Raw genomic sequence first — 16957 nt, 5'->3', positions numbered from 1 at the left:
CATGGCGACGCCGCTCGACGAACTCGAGGCCGACGAGCGCGACGCGCATCCGGATGCCGCGCGCCAGCGCCTCGGGATCGTGCGGCTTTTCGACCGGGCATTCTTCGTCTTCGGCACCGTCGCCACGGCGTGGCTCGGCTACCTGCTTGTGACCGAATCGTTCACGCGCGGGTGGCAGAACCTCTGGTTCATCCTCATCTTCTGGGTCGTGCTGGCCTACCTTCTGTTGCCGCGCATCCACACGCTGCTCACCGTGATCTACGTGCCCGACTACTTCATCGGCCGCGCCCGCACCCGCGAAGGGCTGCTCGGCGACCCCGTGAATCTGTCGCTGTTCGGCAGCGCCGAGCAGGTGCACGCCTCGATGGTGTCCGCGGGCTGGACCCGCGCCGACGAGGTGAGCCTCACGTCGGCGTGGCGCATCGTGATGTCGACGATCATGCGCCGCAGCTACTCCGATGCGCCCGTAAGCCCGCTCTATCTCTTCGGCAACATCCAGGACTTCACCTACCAGCAGGAGGTCGCCGGTAACCCGGCCCAGAGGCACCACGTGCGTTTCTGGCGGGCGCCCGAGGGGTGGCTTCTGCCCGGGGGAATTCCCACGCAGTGGCTCGCGGCCGGAACTTACGACCGCAGCGTCGGGCTGTCGCTGTTCACCTTGCAGGTCACGCACAAGATCGACGCCGACACCGATGTGGAACGCGACCACATCGTGGCGACGGTCACGGCGGCCAATCCTGCCGCGATCGTGACCGTCATCCGTAATTTCTCGACCGGCTATCACGCCGTCAACGGCGGCGGCGATGCCATCGCGACGGATGGCGACCTTCCGCAGATCGATCTGCGGCAGGTGCCCGTGACGTCGGGCGCGGGGCCGGAGGTGGAGTCGTGAGGCGGCCCATCTCGATCTACCTCGGGGTGCTGCTGATTCTGCTGCGCACCGTGACGACGATCGTGACCGCGGTGAACATCGCCTTCGACTGGAAGGACGTCGACGTCTCGCTCGATCTGGGCACCAGTGCCGACGATCAGGCGTTGTCGAGCGCCGTGTTCGTCGTGATCATGGTCTTGTTGGGCATCGCCGTGATCATCGACCTGGCGGTGGCGCGGTTCATCTTCACGGGCAGCAACCGGGCGCGATTCGTGGCGATGATCCTCGCCACGATTCTGGTGCTGGGCTCGGCCGCCGACTTCTTCGCCGACGGCACCTCGTTCACGCTCGAGAACGGCGGGCTGCTCGGCCTCTCGCTCGACATCCTCGTGCTGGTCGCCCTCTCCGACTCGGATGCGCGCGACTTCACGACGAGCAACTCGAACGGGCGGCGCGACGCGCGTCGCAGCAGACGCCTTCTGCGCCGGGCCGGCCGAGCGGCATAAAGCACTACCCGTTGTTCGCGGCGGCCGCTTCCCGTGCCAGTAGGGAGCGTTTCACGGGAATGCCCCAGGCGAATCCGGCGAGGCCGCCGGCGGTGTTGATCACGCGGTGGCACGGCACGAAGAGTGCGGGAGCGTTGCGGGCGCACGCGCTCGCTGCCGCGCGCACGGCGCGCGCATTGCCGCTTCGGGCGGCGAGTTCGGTGTATGTGATGGGTGATCCCGGGGCGATGCGCCGTAGCTCCGCCCACGAGACGGTCTGCAGGGGAGTGCCGAATTGGCGCACGGGCACGTCATCGATGGCGTGGACGTCGCCCGAATAGAACGCCTCGACCGCCCGGGTGTTGGCAGATCGCCCCGCCACCGCGTTCGGACGGTTGCGCGGAGCCAGGCGGGCGAGCACGGCCTCGTCTGATTCCGTCCAGCCCGACGAGAGCACCCGCCCCTCGTCGTCTTCGAGAATCGTGAACGGCCCATCGGGCGTATCGATGGTGTGGAGGAGGGCTGTCGCGGTCATGGGTGTTCCTTCGGATGAGAAGCCGGTGGGGGAGTTGAAGCGGGCGTCGGCGCAGCGGCCGCGCGCCAGAGGTGCATAGAGAGGTAGCTGCGCCAGGGTGCGAAGGCGGTGGCCTCGGCGGCGAGTGCCGCGTCGCCGTCAGCGAAGCCGAGGGTGCGCGCGCCCGACCGGATCGCGACGTCGCGACGCACGAACACGTCGGGGTGCCCGAGAGCGCGCATGACCACGTAGTCGGCCGTCCAGGGGCCGATGCCACGAATCGCAGTGAGACGGGCGGTCACATCGTCTCGCGTGTCTGAGATATCGATCGAGAGCGAACCGTCGGCGAGCGCCTCGGCAACGCGGCGCACCGTATCGGTGCGGGCGACGGGACCACGGAGGATCTCGTGCGCGTGTTCGGCAATCGCAGCCGGGGTGGGAAAGAGGCGAGGGTGAACATGCGCGGCATCGTCGTCATGGATCGAGAGGGGCAGCTTGTCGCCGAGTGCGTCGACCAGTCGCGCCAACTGCGTGCGCGCGGCAGCCACGGTGACCTGCTGGCCGAGGAGCGCCCGGATGAGCATCTCGCCGGCATCGAGGGCACCGGGCACCCGGATGCCGGGCACGCGAGCGACCTCGGATGCGAGGCGCTCGTCGCGGGAGAGGACGGTATCGACGGCCTGTGGATCGGCATCGAGGTCGAGCAGCCGCCGCACGCGGCTGAGCAGCGCCGGAAGATCGGCGATGTTCTCGAAACGGGCCACGGCGTCGATACGGGGATGGCCTTTGGAGCGCTCGGGCGCGCTCAGCTCGACGTGGGCCGCGCCGTGCGGAAGTCGCACAGTGCGCGCATATCGGCGTGGCCCGGCCGTCTCCACCCCTGCGACCGCTCGCGGCGGGAACCAGGCGAAGAGTCCGTCGACGTCGAGTGGCTCGCGATAGGGCAGCGCGAGACGGATCGAGCCGGCGGCATCCGGTGCCCCCGAGGCCGGAGTCGCGCGCGATCGTGACCGCAGGGCCGACGGAGTGAGATCGAACACCTCGGAGACGGTGTCGTTGAACTGGCGGATGCTGGTGAAACCGGCCGCGAAGGCCACGTCGGCCATCGGCATGGCCGTACCCGTGATCAGGGTTCGGGCGTTCTGCGCACGATGGGCCCGGGCGAGCGCGATCGGGCCGGCTCCGAGTTCTCCCACGAGGATGCGGTTCAGCTGCCGAGCCGAGTACCCGATTCGGCGAGACAGCCCGTCGACGCCGTCGCGCTCGACCACACCGTCTGCGATGAGTCGCATCGCCCGTGCGGCGACGTCCTCACGCAGGTTCCATTCGGGGCTGCCGGGCGTCGCCTCTGGCAGACAGCGCTTGCACGCGCGGTACCCGGCCAGATGGGCCGCCGCACTCGTGGGGTAGAAGGTGACGTTCGTGGGCTTGGGCGTGCGGGCCGGGCAGCTCGGTCGGCAGTAGATGCCGGTCGAACTGACGGCGGTGACGAAGCGACCGTCGAACCGCGCGTCGCGCGACTCGATCACGCGGTACCGCTCGCCGAAATCCATGCCTCAACCCTGCCGCATCCACTGACGGGTGGCTAGCGGAAATCGGACACGGCCGTGGGGTGGAGCTCTTCGACACATTCGGCCTCGATGACGACCTGTCAATGTCTTCGACCGATCCTTCGGTCGCGCCTAGCGTGGGCCCATGACAGAACTCAGGGGAAAGCGCATTCTTGTGGTCGGGGCGACGGGTGGACTCGGATCGCGTATCGCGAGGCGACTCTCGGAGGCGGGTGCCGTGCTCGCACTCAGCGCCCGTGATGTCGATCGGCTCGACGCGCTCGACCTCGCCGCCGAGACGATCCCAGCCGATCTGCACCGCGAATCGGCGGCCGTCGTGGCCGAGGCCGAGCGTCGCCTCGGCGGACTCGACGCTGTGGTCATCGCGAGCGGCGTCGTAGCCTTCGGGCCGGCGTCGGAACTCGAACCAGAGACGGTCGCCGACTTGTTCGCCGTCAATGCGGCGTCGCCGATCGAGTTGATCACCGCCGCCCTCCCCGCGCTGTCTCGCAGCGCGGAGGAGGGGCGGGAGCCCGCGGTCGTCACGATCAGCGGAATAGTGGCCGAGGCTCCGACCGCGGGGCTCGCGGCCTACTCTGCGTCGAAGGCCGCGCTCGCGGCGTTCATGGTGGCTGCCGGTCGCGAGAACCGTCGGGCGGGCATCCGGCTGCTCGACGCTCGACCCGGCCACACAGAGACCGGGCTGGTGACGCGCGCGATCGCCGGAACCGCGCCTGCCTTTCCCGCGGGTCACGACGCCGATCACGTGGCCGGCGTGATCGTCGACGCCATCGCATCCGGCGCCCGAGACCTGCCGAGCAGCGCGTTCTGACCGTCGGTCAGTTGAGCGGCTGCGTGCCCTCGGGCAGGTGGCCGCCGGTCAGCAGCTCGCGGGCGGATGCCTGCAGCGCGGTGAGTGCGACGCGCTGCGTCCAGGGTCCATACGAGATGCGCGCAACGCCCAGCTGCTCGAGCCTCGCCGGCGTGAGTGACCCCGGCACGTTGATCACGCTGACGCGGTGCTCGCCGATTCCTTCGACGAGGCGGATCACCGTCTGCTCGCTCAGCAGCCCCGGAACGAAGATACACGCGGCGCCGGCGTCGAGATAGGCGCGACCGCGCTCGATGGCGTCGGAGATCACGTCATCGAGCGGGCGGTCTCCGGCTCTGATGAACGCGTCGGTGCGGGCATTGAGAACGAAGCCCACCTCTTCTTTCTCCGCTGCCTTCGTGACCTCGGCCACGTTCTCGACCGACTCGATCAGCGGTTTCATCTGGTCTTCGAGGTTCGCGCCCACGATTCCCACTCCGATCGCCCGGCGCACGGTCTCACCTGGATCGCCGTATCCGGCTTCGAGGTCGGCCGAAACGGGCAGGTCGGTGGCGCTCGCGATGCGCCCACACATGTCGAGCATCAGCTCGACGGGGATGTTCTCGCCATCGTCGTAGCCGAAGGTCGCGGCGATGCTGTGGCTGGCCGTCGCCAGCGCCGTGGTGCCCGGAAGATCGGCGACCACGCGGGCGCTTGCGACGTCCCAGACGTTGACGACCTGGAGGATCGCGCGCTGCTCGTGCAGGTGGAGAAGCTGATGAGCCTTGTCTTTGGTGTTCATGAGCCGAGCCTAGGCGGATCGGCCTGTGGATAACTGTGTGGAAACTATCCGGCTACGATGCTCGCGTGTTCGGCGCACGCGGGCGGCTGCGCCTGGGCGCAAGCATCACAGATCACGAGTTGGGTGCGACATGACACTTCGGCGCAGTTCTGCATGCGCTTCGTGGATGCGCCGCATCGGTGGCATTCGCCGATCACCGCCGCGTCGGGGCTGAAATCGATGGAGACCCGGTTGTCGAAGACATAGAGCGAGCCGTTCCACAACCCGGAATCGCCGAAAGTCTCGCCATAGCGCACGATTCCGCCGTCGAGTTGATACACCTCGCCGAAGCCTCGCGAGGTCATCAGGCTCGAGAGTACTTCGCAACGGATTCCGCCTGTGCAGTAGGTAACTACTGGCTTTCCCTTGAGATGGTCGTACGCGCCGGAGTCGAGAACGGCGGCAAATTCGCGCGTGTTCGACACATTCGGCACGATTGCGCCGTCGAATCTGCCGATCTCGGCCTCGAACGAGTTGCGGCCGTCGAAGAACACCACGTCGTCGCCGGTTTTCGCCTTCTCTTCGACGAGTTCGTGCAGCTCGGCGGGAGTCAGCTTCGTTCCTCCGCCGCGAACTCCGGACTCGTCGACGTGCAATTCTTCGGGAGCGCCGAAACTCACGATCTCGTCGCGTACCTTCACGACCAGCTTCGGAAAGTCGAGACTCACGCCGTGGGGAGCCTGTGGATAACTCTGTGAAGAATCGAGCCCCGATCCTTCGCTCCACTTCACGTCGAGATGCTTGAATGCCGGGTAGTCGCGGGTTTTGCGCAGGTACTTCTTGACCGCTCCGAGCTCTCCGCCGACGGTTCCGTTGATGCCGTCTTTCGAGATCAGAATGCGTCCGCGCAGTCCGAGCGACTCGCAGAGGTCGCGCTGCCACAGGCGAATGGCATCGGGGTCGGCGAGCGGAGTGAACGCGTAATAGAGGAGGACCTTCGAGACTGCCACCCACCGATTTTACGCGCGCCACTGTTTTCGTGCCCGAATACCTCCATTGTGCGGTGGTTGCAGTCAACGGATGGAGGTATTCGGGCACAATCACCGGGCCCTCTGTGCGCCACACTGGGTGCATGCCCGTTCACTTGGTTCCGATGAGTCCAGAACGCTTTCCCGCGTGGCTCGAGCGGAGCCGCGACGAGTACGAGAGAGATCTCATCGTCACGGGCGAGTCGCACGACGAGGCGCGGCGGCACTCGGCCGAGTCGATGGAGGGTCTCTTCGCCTCAGGTGCGCCGACGGCGCTCAACGCGGTCTTCGACCTCGTCGATGAGCTCGAGCGCTCCGTGGGGTACCTGTGGCTGGGGCGCAGCGGTTCGGGCGCGGGCAATTCCGGCGACGACAATTCGTGGTGGATCTGGGACGTTCTCGTCGACGAACAACACCGGGGTCGCGGCATCGGACGCGAGGCGATGAACCTGGCGGAGGAGTATGCGCGCTCTCAGGGGGCGCGCACCTTGGGCCTCAGCGTCTTCGCCTTCAACACCGCAGCCCGCACGCTCTACGACTCCGTGGGATACGAGCCCGTGAGCGTGAAGATGCGCAAGTCGCTCTAGGTCGACAGGGCTCAGCCAGCTAGCGCGGAGTCATTAGTTGCTTCGCTGCGCAAAATCAGCGGGCAGATCACCTGGGGCCACCGAGATGACCTCGTCGTCGTTCTCTCCGACGAACTCGAAGAGGGTGATCTTGCCGAACTCGGGAACCGTGAAGATCGGGTAGGTCGGGCCCGCGTCGCGGTAGGCGCGCATCTGGTCGAGGTGGTCGTTCTGGAACAGCACGGTCTTGCTTCCATCGAGCTCGACCCAGTGCGGGAAGAAGATCGTTCCGTGGAGCACGCGCTCGTCGGGAAGGATGTTGACGACCACGGAGGTTCCGGTGGGCTCGTTCCACGAGACCTTGAAGACCCCCTTGGTGAGCCTGACCAGGTCGATGGTCTGGTCTTTCACCCAGCGACCGCCCACCATGCCGCTGTGAATGCGGTAGTCCATCGTGGTGGCGTTCTTGACGTACATCTCGTATTGCCAGCCATTGGCGTAGGTGTAGATCAGTCGGTGTCCGACGATGCCCTCGAGGTTCTGCTCGGGGATGGGGTTCTCGATCGTGGTCGGTGTGTTCGTCATGGGTTTATTTTGTTACAAAACCAGTCTGTGGCCAATCGCTTGTCGGTAAGCTCCCAGCGAGGGGGATCGACGTGACGAGTATCGCCAGAGAGCTGGCAGCACTGACCGGACCGCTGCGCCGCGGCATTCTGCGCGCAACACGGTCTCGTGGAAGTCTGCCCAACCTTCCTGATGCGCAGGTGGAGGTGCTCAGGGTTCTCACACACAAGGGGCCGCTCAGCCCCAGTGACATCGCAGAGGCCCTTCGCGTGGCGAAGTCCACCGTGAGCAATCTCCTCAAGAGCCTTCAGTCGGCGGGCCTCGTCGAACGCGGGATCACCGCCTCGGACGGTCGTGTCACGCTCATATCCGCCTCCCCCAAGGCCATGCAGCTTCTCAGCACCTACGACTCTGTCAGCGAGGCCGTTCTCGACGAATCGCTTGCTCGTCTCAGCGCCGCCGAGAGAGCGAAGATCGGCGCGGCGCTTCCCCTGCTCGCGCGCCTGAGCGACGATCTGGCCGAACAGAACTGACGAATACTGCCATAACGGCTACGAATTGCTGCTAGTTGTCGTAACAATGGCTTCGCGCTCTCCCTGACTCCCTAGGCTGAGAGAGTTGTCCCCTTCTCGTCGTCGAGCTCGCATGAGTTCAGTTAAGGATTTGCCGCCATGTCCAGCATCTACAACGACATCACCGAGGTCTTCGGAAACACTCCGCTGGTTCGCCTGAACCGCGTGACCGAGGGACTCGGCGCAACCGTGCTCGCGAAGCTCGAGTTCTACAACCCCTCCTCTAGCGTGAAAGACCGCCTCGGCGTCGCCATCGTCGACGCTGCCGAGGCCTCGGGCGAGCTTCCTCCGGGCGGAACCATCGTCGAGGGAACGTCGGGCAACACCGGCATCGCTCTCGCCATGGTCGGCGCGGCCCGCGGCTACAAGGTCATCCTCACGATGCCCGAGTCGATGTCGAAGGAGCGCCGCACGCTGCTGCGCGCATATGGAGCCGAGCTCGTTCTCACCCCTGGCCCCGAGGGCATGCGCGGAGCCGTCGAGAAGGCAGCCGAGATCGTCGCCAACACCCCCGGAGCCGTACTGGCCAAGCAATTCGCCAACGCGGCGAACCCGGCCATCCACCGTGCGACCACGGGACCCGAGATCTGGAACGCCACCGATGGCGCCGTCGACATCTTCGTCGCCGGCATCGGAACCGGCGGAACCATCACCGGCGCCGGCAACTACCTCAAGGAGCAGAAGCCCGGCCTGCAGGTCGTGGCCGTCGAACCCGCCGAGTCGCCGATCCTCAACGGAGGCGCACCCGGGCCGCACAAGATCCAGGGCATCGGCGCCAACTTCGTGCCCGAGGTGCTCGACCGCGAGGTCTACGACGAGGTCATCGACGTGAACATCACGCAGTCGGTCTCGATGGCCCGCCGCCTCGCCGCCGAAGAGGGAATCCTCGCCGGCATCTCGTCGGGTGCCACGGTCACAGCCGCCCTCGAACTCGCGGCTCGCCCCGAGAACGCGGGCAAGACCATCGTGGTCGTCGTCGCAAGCTACGGCGAGCGCTACCTGTCGACCGTTCTGTACGAAGACCTGCAGGACTGAGCCGCATGACCCTGGCCGCGTCTCGCGCGTCGGCCGAGCCTCGGGCGTGAGCGCCCGAGGCTCGGCCGCGTTTGCGCGCGCCCGCGAAGACATCGCTACGGCCAGACGCCGCGACCCGGCGTCACGTTCGAGGCTCGAGGTGCTGCTCAGCTACTCGGGGCTGCACGCGGTATGGGGCTATCGCCTCGCACACAGACTCTGGATGCGCGGGCTGCGTCTGCCCGCACGGCTCGTCTCGCAGTACGTGCGTTTTCTGACCGGTGTGGAGATCCACCCCGGAGCATCGATCGGGCGACGCTTCTTCATCGACCACGGCATGGGAGTCGTGATCGGCGAGACGGCCGAGATCGGCGACGATGTGATGCTGTATCACGGGGTCACGCTCGGCGGCAGAAGCACGGCGCGCGAGAAGCGGCATCCGACTCTCGGTAACGACGTGACCGTGGGCGCCGGAGCCGTGCTCCTCGGGCCGCTGGTGATCGGAGCGCACTCCGTGGTCGGAGCCCAGGCCGTGGTGGTGAACGATGCGCCGCCGTATTCGGTGATCACGGGCATCCCGGCAGTGGCCCGCCCGCGGGCACACTCCGCGGAGCCGACGGCCGAGGCCTTCTACACAGACCCCGCCATCTACATCTGAGCAGCGGCGTCTCGGTCTCGATACGCCGGCTCGTTCCTCGCGCGGCTACTCGACCAGCGCAGGGCTGCGTTGGTCGAGTAGGCCGCCCGCGGCCGTATCGAGACCAGTCAGCTCTTGTTGCCGGTGAGCGCGAGCCCGCCGCCGAGTCCGATCATGAGCACTCCGCCAGTGGCTCCGAGGTTCGCCATGCGCTTGGGCGAGGTCGCGAACCAGCGCCGCGCGGAGCCGGCCGTGAGCGCCCAGATGCTGTCGAAGAACACGGCGAAAAGCAAGAAGATGAGGCCGAGCTCTGCCAGCTGCAGTGGAACCGACCCACTACTGCGCTCGACGAACTGGGGCAGAATCGCCACGAAGAACACGATCGACTTCGGGTTCGAGACCCCCACGATCGCTGCCTCGCCGTAGACGCGCCAGAGCGTGCGTGGGGCGGGGCGTGCCGCGTCATCCGATGCCCGGTTTCGATGCCGGATGGCCTGCACTCCGAGGTAGACGAGGTAGGCGGCGCCCGCGAACTTGATGATCGTGAAAGCCACGATGCTCGAGGCCACGAGCGCGCCGATCCCGGCGGCGACCGCGATCACCTGCAGCGCCATTCCGCTCGCGTTGCCCACGACGCTGAGCAGACCGGCGGCGCGGCCGAGCGACAACGAGCGGCCGATGATGAACAGCACACTCGGCCCGGGAAGCGCCGCGAGGGCGAGAGCGGCTAGAGCGAATGCAGCGAGGTTCTCGAAGGGCACCATGAGCCGATAGTAGTGGTGGTCTCGATACGCCGGCTCGTTCCTCGCGCGGCTACTCGACCGGCGCAGATCCGCGCTGGTCGAGTAGGCCGCGAAGCGGCCGTATCGAGACCTCGCTGCTCCCCGAGGTGCCTCTTCAGGAACGCGATCGCCTGCGTCTCGTCTTCGATGCCGCCGCCCTCGTGGCCGTTGAACGCCCACTCGGTGATCTCCTTCTCTGCGGCGTACGCGTTGAACGCGGCGTAGACAGTGGAGGCCGGGCACGTCGCATCCATCAACGCGACCGAGAAGTGCGCCGGCGCCGTGGCCCGACGCGCGTGGTTCACGGCGTCGAAGTTGCCGAGCACCTCGTAGACGGATGCCGCCTGGTCGCGATGGATCCGCAGGTAGTCGATGATCTCGTGGTACGGATACGCATCGGTGATCAGTGTGGCCCGCCCGAAGTCGCAGAGAAACGGCACGAACGCCACGACCGCGGCGAGGTCGTCACGCAGCCCGGCCACCGCAAGCGCAAGGCCACCGCCCTGGCTTCCGCCGGCGACGGCGATGCGCGTCGCGTCTACCTGCGGTAGCTGCTTGGCCGCGTCGACGGCGCGCACCGCATCGATGAACAGCCGGCGGTAGTAGTAGTCGTCGCGGCTCTGGATGCCCTTGGTCATCACCCCGGGAATCTGCGGGCCGCCGGGGCCGACATCCGGTGTGTCGCCGACGCTCCATGAGGCGCCCTGGCCGCGCGTATCCATGTGCAGATGCGCGAAGCCGGACGCCGCCCAGGTGAGCGACTCCTCGGGCTTGCCCCGCCCGCCGCCGTAGCCGACATAGGTGACCACCGTGGGCAGGGCGCCCGTGGTGCCGGCAGGCACACGCAGCCACGCCCTCACATCGGTGCCGTCGGCGCCGCGGAAGGTGACATCGAACACGTCGATGACACTGAGCACGCTCTCGACCCGCTCGACCCGCACGTCGAGGGGAACGTCGCTCACGTCTGCCAACGTTGCCCGCCAATAGGCGTCGAAGTCGGCGGGCTCCCGGCTCGCGATCTCGTGGCGACGAACGGCGTCGAGGTCGGCTTCGATCAGCATGGAACTCCTTTGTGCGGGTGACGGCTGCATCGAACTTTACCGAGCAACGGCCTCTCTCCACAGCGTATGAAGCTGCTCGGCTGTCTGACGGTTCGCCGCCGCGAGCACGCCGCCGCTGGCAGGGAACAGCGTGTCGTCGCCGTTCTCGTCGAGCACGACGCCGCCCGCTTCACGCACGATGAGCACGGCGGCAAGGTGGTCGACAGGCCCGAAGCGGCCGATGACCGCGCCGACGCCATGGCCGAGAGCGATGCCGGCGACGGTCAGCGTGCCCGATCCCATGATGCGCATCGTGCAGTAGCGCTGCGACAGCGCCTCGAGCATCGGAATCATTCCCGGCCACGCCGCGTGCGCCGCGAGTTCGGTGCTGACCATCGCGCCGCGTAGGGGATCGGGAGCCGGGCCGATCGCGGGCGCCGACACAGCCTCGGCATCCGCCTTGTCGAGGCACAGGCGGATGCCGTTGGACCAGGCGCCGCCGCCGGCCTCGGCTTCGACGATCACACCGCGCCAGGGATCGGCGACGACGCCGACGACCGGTGCGCCGTTGATGACCAGGGCGAGCGAGAAGCTCGTCCACGGCATGCCGTTGGCGAGGTTGGCTGTGCCGTCGACGGGGTCGAGGTACCAGCACGGCCTGTCCGCTTGTGCCTCGCCGCCGAACTCCTCGCCGACGAAGCAGTGGTCGGCGAACTGGGCGCCGATGACCCCGCGCACGACGCGCTCGATGGCGAGGTCGATCTCGGTGACATGGTCGGCGGGGTTGGCCTTGGTCGACACAGAGGTGACGTGGTGCTTGCGAACGTATTCGACGGCCCAGCTCGCAAGTTCGCGGGCAATGAGCCGGGCGCGAGGAATCATCTGCACGGTCGCCGCCCCGTCGTTGTCGCGAAGACACATCGCGAGGGCGAGCCGGTTGCTCGTGATCGAATCGACTCCGATGGCGAGGAGCCACGCCATCTGCTCGGCGTCGTCCACTGTCCAGCACGAGACGCGCACGCCGAGCGAATGGATGGCCGCGACGAGTTCGCGCCCCACGAAGACGTGGGGCAGGTTCACGACGGCGGGCCGCAGCTCGGCGAGATCCAGGGCGTTGGGCGCACTCGCCTCGGCCCACGGCATCCAGATCTCGGCTGCCGCGTCGCGTCGACGGATCACTCTCATCGCCTCGATGTGGCCGCACCAGGCAACTCTTACCGACGATCCGGATGCCGCGACGACGCGGTGTGCGGCGGCTGCGGGTTCTGGGGAGTCCATGTCGATGAGCAGGAGGGGGGCGGCGTCGTGCATCAGGTTCAGCACATCGCGCAGCAACGGGATGCGCAGCTCGCCCCCGCCCAGCTTCTCGACCTCGGCCAGGGTCAGGTTGGCGAGGTGTTCGTCGACGCCCCAGAGCCGCTGCAGGGTGGCGTCGTGCAGCAGCACGACCTCCCCGTCGCCCGTAAGCCGCACGTCGATCTCGATGGTGTCGGCGCCGGCCGCGATCGCAGAGCGGATCGCCTCGAGGGTGTTCTCGCGGTGAACCGAGGAATCGCCGCGGTGGGCGACGATCGCGGTCACGCCTTCACCCCTGCCAGCACACGCGCCGTGCGGGCGCGGCCGTCGACGAGCACGCCGTCGACGTAGTGCCGCACGTTGTTCAGAGTCACCGTTCCGTGGTCACCCACAGCGGGAGGAACTCCTCCCGCGACCGAGCGCACCTCGGCGCCGCCCGCGTTGAGGACGAGCTCGGAGAAGTGTCCATGGGGAAGCACCCGACGTACCTCGACGGGTGTTGCGCCGGCACGGCGCGCGCCCGAACCTGGTTCGAAGAGCACGTCTTCGGGGCGCACGGCCCAGGCCTCGGCGGGCGGGTCGTCTGTCGACGTGCCGGAACTCGACGTGTCGGCCGCGGCATCCGGCGCAGCGTTCGGCACGTGGCTCAAGCTCGCGCTCTCGAACAGGGTCGGCGCGGGCAGCACATTCATGCTGCCGATGAACGAGGCCACGAACAGGGTGCGCGGGTTGGCGTAGAGCTCGGTCGGCGTCGACACCTGCTCGATGCGCCCGGCGTTCATCACGGCGACGCGGTCGGAGATGGCCATCGCTTCGTCTTGGTCGTGCGTGACCATGACGGTGGTGATGCCGAGGCGCTGCTGAATGTCGCGGATCTCCTCGCGTACCTTGACTCGGAGCTTGGCGTCGAGGTTCGACAGGGGCTCGTCGAGCAGCAGCAGGTCGGGGCGCTGCACGATCGCGCGTGCGAGAGCGGCGCGCTGCTGCTCGCCTCCCGAGATGTGTGCGGGGCGGGAGTGGGCGTGGTGGGCGAGGTTCACCGTTTCGAGGGCCGCCATCACCCGCTCGGTGATCTCGGCGCGGGGAACGCGCTTGATAGAGAGGGGAAACGCCACGTTCTTGAATACCGTGAGGTGCGGCCAGAGCGCGTAGTTCTGAAAGACCATGGCGCTTGGCCTCTTGTCTGGCCCCTTGTCGGTGACGTCGATGCCGCCGATGCTGACCGAGCCGGTGTCGGGCTGCAGAAAGCCGGCCATCATGCGCAGCGTCGTGGTCTTGCCGCATCCAGAGGGGCCGAGCAGGGCGACGAGCTCGCCCGCGGCCACGTCGAGCTCGAAGTTCTCGACGATCGTGCGGTTGCTCAGCACCTTCGTGAGCGCGGTGACCGTGAGTCCCGATCTGGCGTCGGTCTTGGTGGGTGTTGTCATGGTGGTGCCTAACGAATCTGGAAGCCCTCGGCCAGACGCCCGCCCATGATGAAACGGCGGGCGAAGAGCAGAAGGGCGACGGAGGGAACGGAGAGCAGGATCGCGAAGACCGCGGCGACCTGTTTGGGGTAGTTCAGAACGAGCGAGTACATCTCGGTGGGCATGGTCATGTAGACCGGCGCCCCTACGAGATAGGTGCCCTGGGCCTCATCGAAGGCTGCGAGAAACGACATGAGAATGGCCACGAGGATGCCGGGCAGGGCGAGCGGCAGGGTCACGCGCACGAAGGTGCGGATGCGCCCGGCCCCGGCGTCGCGGGCCGCCTCTTCGAGCGCGCGCGGCACCGAGCTGAAGGCCGCCGCAGGGATCCAGGTCATGAAGACCACGGTGCCCACGAGCTGCACGATCACGACGCCGGCGATCGTGTTCATGAGGTGCAGACCGTAGAACAGCGAGGCCATCGAGACGAAGAGTCCCATCTTGGGAAACGCGTTCGTGGCGAACAGGCCGACCAAGAAGATGCGTCGACCGGGGAACTCGAAGCGCGAGAAGGCGTAGGCCGCCGGCAGGCACACGACCGCCGAGACCAGCACGGTCAGCGGCGCGAAGTAGAGCGAGTTGCGCACGGCGGCGCCGAGCTCGGCGTCGTTGAAGACCACCGCCCACCAGTCCAACGTGAGCCCGGCGGGAAGCAGGCTGGGGTAGTCCCACGAGGTGGCGAAGGCGTGCGCCGCGAGCCACAGCAGCGGGCCCAGGATGAACACGGCCACCACGACGAACAGGGCACCCGTGACGACGCCGCGAGAGAGCATGCGTGTGCGCATCAGACCCGACCTTCTTTCTTTGCCGATCGGAAGTTCGCCCACACGTAGAAGAACGCGATTCCGGATGCGAGCACGAAGACCACGACGGCCATCACGATCGCCTGCTGCGGATGGTTGAACGCCTGGAAGTACTTCGAGATGTCGACGCCGAGCATGCTCGGCGCGTTCGGGCCGGTGAAGTACGGAACGGTGAACGAGCCGAGCACTCCGATGGCGGTGAAGGTGGCGGCGATCACGAGGGGGATCGCGCTGAGGGGAACGAGAATCCGCGTGACGATCGAGAACGACGAGGCACCGGCATCCTTAGCGGCCTCGATCATGGCGTCGGGAATCGACTGCACCCCCGAGATGGCCATGAGCGTGGCGAACGGCAGGCTCGTCCACACCGAGCCGATGACCACGGCCACGGTCGTGTACCCCCAGGTCGGTCCGGTCAGACCCACGAGGGCGAAGACCGTGCGCACGAATCCGTCGCCCGAGTAGAAGGTCAGGATGGCCCACGACGCGATCACCACGGGGATGAAGAGGGGCACCACCGCCAGGCCGGCGAAGACACTCGCGAGTCGTCCGCCGCGCAGGCGCAGGTTGAGGGCGATACCCAAGGCCAGCGCCAGCACGATGAGCGTCGAGACCACGGTCACGCCGATCGTCACGCCGAGGTCGCGGGTGAAGCGCGGGTCGGTGAAGACGTCGACGTAGGCCTGGGCTGTTCCCCACCAGCTGGTCGCCTCGCGGGTGTTCAGTCCGATCGACGCGATCGTCGAGTTGAGGCCACCCGTGTGGCCGAGGCTGAAGCCGATGGCGAGAACCACGGGAACGCCCACGAAGAGTGCGAGCAGCACCACGGGCGGCAGCGCCATGGCGAGGCCGATGCCGGAGCGGCGGGCCTCAGGGGAGACCCGCCGCCGGGCACCGACCGGGGCGCGACGCCCCGATCGGATGTCGGTCACTGTCCGGGAACCTTCGCGTCCCAGAGGTTGTTCATGTCGGATGCCATCTGGCTGTAGTAGGTCGGGCGCAGCGTCGAGGGGTCGGCCGAGGCGAACTTGTCCTTGAGGTCGGCGGGAACGTTGTCGAGCGAGATCACCGGGTAGCCGGCGATCGTGGAGGCGATCAGCGCCTGACCCTCGGAGGAGAGCACGTAGTCGGACAGCTTCTGCGCGACGTCTTTGTGTGCCGCCGTCTTAGGGATGCCGAGGTACGAGGCGCTGCCGGTGAACGAGGGGTTCGAGATCTGCGCGTACTTGATGTTCGAGGGCAGTGTGCCGGTCTTCTGAGCGGTGATGACCTGGTCGCTCCAGACAGGAGCCATCTCGATCGCACCGGTGCCGAGCAGTTCGAGCACCTGGTTGTTGCCGTTGGGGTAGACGCCCTGCTGATACATCGACGAACCAAGGCTCTTGAGCTCGTCGAAGCCCTTGTCCCATTCACCCTCGAGCGACTGGTCGTAGCCCGTGGTCATGGCGGTGCGCGACTTGTCGGAGACGTACTTGTCGAGGACGGTCGTCACGAAGGCTGCTCCGGAGCCGCCGGTGGAGGGCGAGTTGTAGGTGAACTGGCCCGGGTTCGCGGTGATCCACTTCAGCAACTCGTCGAGAGTGGTCGGCGGCGTCTTCACCTTGTCGGAGTCGTACGCCAGCAGTACGGAGGAGGCGCGGTAAGGGATTCCGAATCCGGCGCCGGCCTTCACCGTGGTGTCGGGCACCGTGGCGAGGTTGGGGATGTTGTCGGCCGAGACGTCTTCGAGCAGCCCGGCCTTTCCTGCTGCCTGGATGAAGCCCGAGTCGATGAGGTCGAATCCGGGGTCTTCCTTGGCCTGCACGGAGCTGGTGAGCTTGGCCATGGTCTGCGCGTCGTGCTCGCCGTGCAGGTCGAGGGTCGTCGTGACGGATGCGCCGGGGTTCGCCTTCTCGAAGGCGGGGATGATGGCATCGGTCCAGAGGCTCTGCACGTTGGTGTCGCCGGAGATGAAGACGGTCGCGGTGCCGGAGGCGTCGGTCACGGCGTGGTTGGTGGCGGCGGCGACGTCGGTGCTGGCGGTGGGGGCGCAGCCGGCCAGCGCGAGCGCGACCGCTGCAGCGGCGGAGAGGGTAAGAAGACAACGACGGGGCATCACGGTTGTTCGTCCATTCGGGTCGGGTGTGGATGCGAATCGCATCGTTTCGATAGTGGGCTGCGATGGTTAACGCAACGTT

Annotated in this window: 19 protein-coding genes; 7 read left to right on the top strand and 12 right to left on the bottom strand. The window is 67.1% G+C overall.

Annotated features, from left to right (window positions below; translation table 11 throughout):
- The first annotated feature begins 1 nt into the window (after position 1).
- The gene (locus tag B9Y86_RS05060) at positions 2–892 is read left to right on the top strand and encodes an LssY C-terminal domain-containing protein (protein ID WP_085483492.1); all 891 of its coding nucleotides are present in this window, start codon (positions 2–4) and stop codon (positions 890–892) included.
- Positions 889–1377 (top strand): hypothetical protein, encoded by a 489-nt coding sequence (locus B9Y86_RS05055; protein WP_085483490.1) that lies wholly within the window; start codon positions 889–891, stop codon positions 1375–1377. The genes B9Y86_RS05060 and B9Y86_RS05055 overlap by 4 nt, the downstream gene beginning before the upstream one ends.
- A 4-nt stretch (positions 1378–1381) precedes the next feature.
- On the opposite strand, the gene B9Y86_RS05050 is transcribed toward B9Y86_RS05055, so the two are convergent.
- On the bottom strand, positions 1382–1891 hold the full coding sequence (locus B9Y86_RS05050) for a methylated-DNA--[protein]-cysteine S-methyltransferase (RefSeq protein ID WP_085483488.1): 510 nt from the start codon (positions 1889–1891) through the stop codon (positions 1382–1384).
- Positions 1888–3423 (bottom strand): DNA-3-methyladenine glycosylase 2 family protein, encoded by a 1536-nt coding sequence (locus B9Y86_RS05045; RefSeq protein WP_085483486.1) that lies wholly within the window; start codon positions 3421–3423, stop codon positions 1888–1890. Before B9Y86_RS05045 ends, B9Y86_RS05050 begins: the two co-directional genes overlap by 4 nt.
- 142 nt (positions 3424–3565) lie before the next feature.
- Between B9Y86_RS05045 and B9Y86_RS05040 the strand changes: the two genes are divergently transcribed.
- Positions 3566–4252 carry an SDR family NAD(P)-dependent oxidoreductase gene (locus B9Y86_RS05040; RefSeq protein ID WP_085483484.1) on the top strand — a complete coding sequence of 229 codons (687 nt, stop codon included), beginning with the start codon at positions 3566–3568 and terminating at the stop codon, positions 4250–4252.
- Positions 4253–4259: 7 nt separating this feature from the next.
- Here the strand turns inward: B9Y86_RS05040 and B9Y86_RS05035 are convergent, their stop codons facing one another.
- Both B9Y86_RS05035 and trhO read right to left on the bottom strand, forming a co-directional pair.
- The gene (locus tag B9Y86_RS05035) at positions 4260–5033 is read right to left on the bottom strand and encodes an isocitrate lyase/PEP mutase family protein (RefSeq protein WP_085483482.1); all 774 of its coding nucleotides are present in this window, start codon (positions 5031–5033) and stop codon (positions 4260–4262) included.
- A gap of 44 nt (positions 5034–5077) precedes the next feature.
- Positions 5078–6022, bottom strand: coding sequence for an oxygen-dependent tRNA uridine(34) hydroxylase TrhO (gene trhO / locus B9Y86_RS05030; RefSeq protein ID WP_085483480.1), 945 nt, complete (start codon positions 6020–6022; stop codon positions 5078–5080).
- A gap of 122 nt (positions 6023–6144) precedes the next feature.
- Between trhO and B9Y86_RS05025 the strand changes: the two genes are divergently transcribed.
- Complete coding sequence (locus B9Y86_RS05025; protein ID WP_085483478.1) at positions 6145–6627, top strand: GNAT family N-acetyltransferase; 483 nt, start codon at positions 6145–6147, stop codon at positions 6625–6627.
- A gap of 33 nt (positions 6628–6660) precedes the next feature.
- Here the strand turns inward: B9Y86_RS05025 and B9Y86_RS05020 are convergent, their stop codons facing one another.
- A complete protein-coding gene (locus B9Y86_RS05020; RefSeq protein ID WP_085483476.1) occupies positions 6661–7191 on the bottom strand; it encodes a phenolic acid decarboxylase in 531 nt (176 codons plus the stop codon).
- A gap of 71 nt (positions 7192–7262) precedes the next feature.
- Here B9Y86_RS05020 and B9Y86_RS05015 point away from each other — a divergent pair, with 71 nt between their 5' ends.
- The 3 genes from B9Y86_RS05015 to epsC all read left to right on the top strand — a co-directional run bounded on the left by B9Y86_RS05015 (position 7263) and on the right by epsC (position 9414).
- Entirely contained in the window at positions 7263–7703 is a 441-nt protein-coding gene (locus B9Y86_RS05015) for a MarR family winged helix-turn-helix transcriptional regulator (protein WP_176223259.1), read from the top strand.
- A gap of 138 nt (positions 7704–7841) precedes the next feature.
- Positions 7842–8777: a cysteine synthase A gene (gene cysK / locus B9Y86_RS05010; RefSeq protein ID WP_085483472.1), complete on the top strand. Its 936-nt coding sequence runs from the start codon at positions 7842–7844 to the stop codon at positions 8775–8777.
- 46 nt (positions 8778–8823) lie between these two features.
- Positions 8824–9414: a serine O-acetyltransferase EpsC gene (gene epsC / locus B9Y86_RS05005; protein ID WP_085483470.1), complete on the top strand. Its 591-nt coding sequence runs from the start codon at positions 8824–8826 to the stop codon at positions 9412–9414.
- 107 nt (positions 9415–9521) lie between these two features.
- Here the strand turns inward: epsC and B9Y86_RS05000 are convergent, their stop codons facing one another.
- Genes B9Y86_RS05000 through B9Y86_RS04970 form a run of 7 tightly spaced genes read right to left on the bottom strand, consistent with a single transcriptional unit; the run spans position 9522 to position 16920 of the window.
- Positions 9522–10157, bottom strand: a complete 636-nt coding sequence (locus tag B9Y86_RS05000; RefSeq protein ID WP_085483468.1) for a LysE family translocator — start codon at positions 10155–10157, stop codon at positions 9522–9524.
- Positions 10121–11236, bottom strand: a complete 1116-nt coding sequence (locus tag B9Y86_RS04995; protein ID WP_085483466.1) for an acetylxylan esterase — start codon at positions 11234–11236, stop codon at positions 10121–10123. The genes B9Y86_RS05000 and B9Y86_RS04995 overlap by 37 nt, the downstream gene beginning before the upstream one ends.
- A gap of 36 nt (positions 11237–11272) precedes the next feature.
- Entirely contained in the window at positions 11273–12796 is a 1524-nt protein-coding gene (locus tag B9Y86_RS04990) for an inositol monophosphatase family protein (protein ID WP_085483464.1), read from the bottom strand.
- Complete coding sequence (locus tag B9Y86_RS04985) at positions 12793–13938, bottom strand: ABC transporter ATP-binding protein (RefSeq protein ID WP_085483462.1); 1146 nt, start codon at positions 13936–13938, stop codon at positions 12793–12795. The genes B9Y86_RS04990 and B9Y86_RS04985 overlap by 4 nt, the downstream gene beginning before the upstream one ends.
- Positions 13939–13946: 8 nt before the next feature.
- Positions 13947–14762 carry an ABC transporter permease gene (locus B9Y86_RS04980; protein ID WP_085483460.1) on the bottom strand — a complete coding sequence of 272 codons (816 nt, stop codon included), beginning with the start codon at positions 14760–14762 and terminating at the stop codon, positions 13947–13949.
- Positions 14762–15712, bottom strand: a complete 951-nt coding sequence (locus B9Y86_RS04975; RefSeq protein WP_085483458.1) for an ABC transporter permease — start codon at positions 15710–15712, stop codon at positions 14762–14764. The genes B9Y86_RS04980 and B9Y86_RS04975 overlap by 1 nt, the downstream gene beginning before the upstream one ends.
- Entirely contained in the window at positions 15709–16920 is a 1212-nt protein-coding gene (locus B9Y86_RS04970; protein WP_244894634.1) for an extracellular solute-binding protein, read from the bottom strand. The genes B9Y86_RS04975 and B9Y86_RS04970 overlap by 4 nt, the downstream gene beginning before the upstream one ends.
- Between the last annotated feature and the right edge of the window lie 37 nt (positions 16921–16957).

This window comes from Agreia pratensis, from assembly GCF_900177685.1.
GTDB lineage: Bacteria > Actinomycetota > Actinomycetes > Actinomycetales > Microbacteriaceae > Agreia > Agreia pratensis.
Note: the sequence above shows the minus strand (reverse complement) of the source record. Positions and strands in the feature narration are given on the sequence as shown.

Coding starts and splice junctions, on each gene's coding strand:
- B9Y86_RS05060 (WP_085483492.1), top strand. CDS start 2: ATGGCGACGCCGCTCGACGAACTCGAGGCCGACGAGCGCGACGCGCAT.
- B9Y86_RS05050 (WP_085483488.1), bottom strand. CDS start 1,891: ATGACCGCGACAGCCCTCCTCCACACCATCGATACGCCCGATGGGCCG.
- B9Y86_RS05045 (WP_085483486.1), bottom strand. CDS start 3,423: ATGGATTTCGGCGAGCGGTACCGCGTGATCGAGTCGCGCGACGCGCGG.
- B9Y86_RS05040 (WP_085483484.1), top strand. CDS start 3,566: ATGACAGAACTCAGGGGAAAGCGCATTCTTGTGGTCGGGGCGACGGGT.
- B9Y86_RS05035 (WP_085483482.1), bottom strand. CDS start 5,033: ATGAACACCAAAGACAAGGCTCATCAGCTTCTCCACCTGCACGAGCAG.
- B9Y86_RS05025 (WP_085483478.1), top strand. CDS start 6,145: ATGCCCGTTCACTTGGTTCCGATGAGTCCAGAACGCTTTCCCGCGTGG.
- B9Y86_RS05020 (WP_085483476.1), bottom strand. CDS start 7,191: ATGACGAACACACCGACCACGATCGAGAACCCCATCCCCGAGCAGAAC.
- cysK (WP_085483472.1), top strand. CDS start 7,842: ATGTCCAGCATCTACAACGACATCACCGAGGTCTTCGGAAACACTCCG.
- B9Y86_RS05000 (WP_085483468.1), bottom strand. CDS start 10,157: ATGGTGCCCTTCGAGAACCTCGCTGCATTCGCTCTAGCCGCTCTCGCC.
- B9Y86_RS04995 (WP_085483466.1), bottom strand. CDS start 11,236: ATGCTGATCGAAGCCGACCTCGACGCCGTTCGTCGCCACGAGATCGCG.
- B9Y86_RS04985 (WP_085483462.1), bottom strand. CDS start 13,938: ATGACAACACCCACCAAGACCGACGCCAGATCGGGACTCACGGTCACC.
- B9Y86_RS04980 (WP_085483460.1), bottom strand. CDS start 14,762: ATGCGCACACGCATGCTCTCTCGCGGCGTCGTCACGGGTGCCCTGTTC.
- B9Y86_RS04970 (WP_244894634.1), bottom strand. CDS start 16,920: ATGCGATTCGCATCCACACCCGACCCGAATGGACGAACAACCGTGATG.